The sequence below is a fragment of the Bifidobacterium sp. POST2/T3 (B1) genome (genome assembly GCF_058197115.1).
This window is the reverse complement of the sequence record NZ_JBVPQK010000222.1, coordinates 1-4462: the sequence shown is the minus strand read 5'-3', so window position 1 is coordinate 4462 and position 4462 is coordinate 1. Positions and strand designations below refer to the sequence as shown.

Sequence of the window (4462 nt, the reverse complement as noted above, 5' to 3'; positions counted from 1 at the left end):
GCATGTACAACGGAGAATTCAATGGTGGGCCAGCGAAGACGGGCGTTGGTGATTACATCCCCCTCGGCTCTGGCCTTCGGTGCGCAGATCAGGCCGATGCGCCGGGGGAATTCGGGCAGAGGAACCTTGTTCTCCGCATCGAAGAGTCCCTCGCCCTTGAGCTTGCGCCTTAGCTGGTCGATCTGCTCCTTCAGGTCGCCGGTGCCCACACGCTTGATCCTGTCGGCCATGAAGCTCAGACGGGTCTGTTTGATCCACAGGTCGGGCCGCCCGTGCACCACCACCCGGTCGCCCTGGCGGAATTCCCTGGCCTGGGTGGCGAAGGCCCGGAAGCCCATGACATTGATGGAGATGTCCTCGAAGTTGTCTCGCAGGGTCAGATATGCGGAACCGGTCCGGCGGGTGTTGATCTCCACGATCTGGCCCTCCACCCAGGCTCCGGGCCAACGGGCCACTGCGTCATGGTACTTCTGGCTGAGCACACTGACCGGCCAGGGGTCTTCCTCGGTGGTATCTCGTGCCAGGCGGGGCAGCTGATCCAAGGGTTTGGGGGCCAGTCCTGACGAGGCTGGGCCAGCCGGTGCGCCTATTGACCCCTGCATGTTCGAACCCATGTATGCTCGCACCTGATGCCTCCTGACCATCGGTTCCGCCAGCATGACCAACTCATCCGGCATAGTCTGTACAGGATGGTATTCGGGTTGGTCAGCGAAGGAAACGTCCTTTCAGGGTCTCTCAATACGGGGACAATTCCATATGCTCTGTATGTTCGCTACAGGCCCTCTGCCGATTGCTTCTGAACCGATTTCGCCGAGGGCACAGTGCCATTTCTCCTGTTTGCAGAAGGTTGGGATTAAGGCGAAAGTGTGGAGGAGAAGGGTTGGAACCAACGCCTTGATGCACCTGCTATCGTCAGCGGCTTGCTTGTAGCAAAGGTGGTTTTGCTGGCGGCTGTGTCAAAGCATACAGTCTTGATTCTCCCATACCGCAGAAGTTATTCACGCTCTGGCGGTAGCATGAATAAAGTAAGCCGGATATGATGTGGTGTCTGCTTTTAAAACCCATCATGCGGCGGTCTCACGGATTGAGGTTGTTTTATGTCTGATGGCGTCGACATAGCGGGTCGATATAAGGGCACAGGACCGCGGGATCTCCTGCGTGTGGGTTTGGACATCGGTTCCACCACAGTCAAGGCCGTGGTTCTTGGCACAGGAGACAGGCTGGATCAGGCGCTTTTCAGCGACTATCGCCGTCACCACGCCAATGTGCGGCAGTGCGTGGCGGAACTGGTCACCGATATCAAGCTTTCACTGTCACGGGTTGGCCTGGCCGGCAATCCCATCAGCCTGGTGATCACTGGTTCGGGCGGGTTGGAGCTAGCAAGCCAGCTTCAGGCTGAGTTCGCCCAGGAGGTCATTGCCGAGACCGAGGCCATCAACGTCACCTATCCCGAAGGGGATGTGATCATCGAGCTGGGCGGCGAGGATGCCAAGATCACCTATCTGAAGCCCACTCCGGAGCAGCGGATGAACGGGTCCTGCGCAGGCGGAACCGGAGCCTTCATCGATCAGATGGCCACTCTGCTCAACACCGATGCTTCAGGCCTGAACGATATGGCTTCCAAGTACAAGACCATTTATCCCATCGCATCGCGTTGCGGGGTCTTCGCCAAGTCCGACCTGCAGCCTCTGATCAACGACGGAGCCGCCAAGGAGGATCTGGCCGCATCAATCTTCAATGCCGTTGCCACACAGACTATTTCCGGTCTGGCCTGCGGGCGTCCCATCCGTGGCAACGTGATCTTTTTGGGCGGGCCACTCTTCTTCATGAGCGAGCTGAGGGAAGCCTTCAAGCGGATCCTCCAGGACAGGGTCAGCCGCTATATCATTCCCGAGAACGCGCACCTCTATGTGGCCTATGGTGCCGCCATCATGGCTGGTCGTCACGACCAGGATGGCCAGGACAGCGCTGCGCATGTCAAGACCGACTACTCGCCAGAAACCGATGTGAACGACCCCTTCGGTCCTGCTTGGGGACTGGACCAGGCGGAGGTCGACAAGGCACGGTCCGAGAAGGCTTCGAACCTGGACAAGATGGCTCTGCAGGATGCCATGCAGGATGGCCGCACCACCACCCTGGTGAACGGTGAGAATAAGGTTCAGGCGACCGAGGCCACCAAGGATGCCAGCAAAAACCAGGACATGCACTTTGATCTGACTTCCTTGGACGGCGTCCTCTCCGCCCTGAAGGGCCTGGAGAACATGCCTTCCACAGCCAGAACGATCCGCCCGCTCTTCCTGAACGAGGAGGAGCGCAAGGAGTTCAATGACCGGCATGGTGCCCAGGTCATCCCCACCGGGGACCTGTCCGGAGCCAAGGGGCCGCACTTTCTGGGCATCGATGCGGGCAGCACCACCATCAAGGCCGTCCTGATCAACGACGATAAGACCATCGTCTGGTCCACCTACGGGGTGCATAAGGACAGCCCCCTGATTGCCGCCGCCAACATTGTCAAGGAGGTCAGGAAGTCCCTGCCGGAGGGCGCTTATATCGCCCGTGCCTGCGCTACCGGATATGGTGAGGGCCTGGTCAAGGCCGGCTTGCATGTTGACGAGGGCGTGGTCGAGACCATGGCCCACTACCGGGCCGCCGAGGAGATCAGCCCCGGCGTTACCTCAGTCATCGACATTGGCGGGCAGGATATGAAGTATATCGCCGTCAACGACGGGGTCATCGATTCGATCTGCGTCAACGAGGCCTGCTCGGCCGGCTGCGGATCCTTCCTGCAGACTTTCGCCCAGTCCATGGGCATCAGCATCCAGGAGTTCACCAAGCAGGCGCTGGCCTCCGAAGCCCCTACTGATTTGGGCTCCCGCTGCACAGTCTTCATGAACTCCTCGGTCAAGCAGGCTCAGAAGGAGGGCGCATCCCCGGAGGACATCGCCGCCGGGCTCTGCTACTCGGTGGTCAGGAACGCCCTCTACAAGGTCATCAAACTGCGTGATGCCAATGCCCTTGGGCCGGTGGTCGTGGTCCAGGGAGGTACCTTCCTCAACGATGCCGTTCTGCGGGCCTTCGAGCTCCTGACCGGTCGCAAGGTGACCAGGCCCAACATTGCCGGGCTTATGGGAGCCTATGGTGCTGCACTGACGGCCCGCATGCATTGCCCACAGAATGAGGAGATCGAGGATCTTACTGCGGCCAGCTCCCACATGGCCCACCCTTCACTGAACGTGGTCGACGGGGCGAAGTCCGTGGGCAGTACACCCACTACCCCCAATGTGGCTCCGACTTCCACCAAGTCAAAGTTGTCGCCGACCGCCGTCAACAAGATCGCCTCCAAGAATGACCAAGGGTTCAAGACGACCCTGCCTGATTTGAAGGTGGAGGATGGCCACGTGGTGAGCTCAATCCTGGCAGGGAATGATCTGGACAACCTCTCCATGACCACCACCCACGATGTCTGCAAGCTCTGCCAGAACCACTGCAAGCTGACCATCACCGAATTCGAGGACGGCGGCCGCTATGTGACCGGAAACCGCTGCGAACGTGGCGGAGACAAGAACCGTAAGCGCTCCGACAGGCCCAACCTCTACGACTTCAAGTACAAGCGGGCCTTTGCCTACCGACGTCTGACCCCTGACAAGGCCACCAGAGGCGATATCGGCATTCCCCGTGTGCTCAACATGTATGAGGACTACCCCTTCTGGTTCACCCTGCTGACCTCGCTGGGCTTCCGGGTCATGATCTCCGGGCGGTCCAACCACGAGCTCTTCGAGAGCGGGATGGAGTCCATCGCCTCCGAGAACATCTGCTACCCGGCCAAGCTGGTCCACGGTCACATTCACTCCCTGGTCGACAAGGGCATCAAGACCATTTTTTATCCCTGCGTCACCTATGAGCAGGAGCTGGTTCCGGATACGGACAACCACTACAACTGCCCCATCGTGGCCAACTATCCGGTGGTGATCGAGGCCAACATGAGCGAGCTCAAGGAGAACGGCGTTCGCTTCATGCGACCCTACTTCAACCTGTCCAACAAGGAGAAGATGGTCGAGCGGATCGTCAAGGTCTTCGACTGGGCCAAGGTGAGCGAGGAGGAGGCCCGGACGGCCGTCCAGGAGGCCTACCGTGAGGATGCCCGGTTCAAGGAGGATGTCCGCCAGGAGGGGCTTCGTGCCCTGGCCTACATGCAGGAGTATGGAGTCAAGGGCGTGGTCCTGTCCGGACGACCCTACCATGTGGATCCCGAGGTCAACCATGGCATTCCCGAGACCATTTGCTCCCTGGGAATGGCTGTGCTCTCCGAGGATTCCATCTGCGAACTGAACGTGCATGACCTGCCTAAGCTGAGCGACTACATCATTCCGGCGGCAGGGGAGCGTGCCCTGGCCTCCAACAATCCCACGGCCGCCAAGTTCCGCAAGACCGTGCCGGGCTTTGGTGACGACCATCAGAAGAT

1 protein-coding gene and 1 pseudogene are annotated in these 4462 nt (G+C 59.7%); one reads left to right on the top strand and one right to left on the bottom strand.

Annotated elements, in window-relative coordinates:
* The coding region (locus tag AC0AP0_RS09415) for an exodeoxyribonuclease VII large subunit (RefSeq protein ID WP_490430273.1) at positions 1 to 602 on the bottom strand (602 nt) is incomplete at its 3' end.
* Positions 603 to 1154: 552 nt separating this feature from the next.
* Here AC0AP0_RS09415 and AC0AP0_RS09410 point away from each other — a divergent pair.
* Positions 1155 to 4332, top strand: a pseudogene (locus tag AC0AP0_RS09410) (acyl-CoA dehydratase activase-related protein); the annotation flags it as partial.
* Between the last annotated feature and the right edge of the window lie 130 nt (positions 4333 to 4462).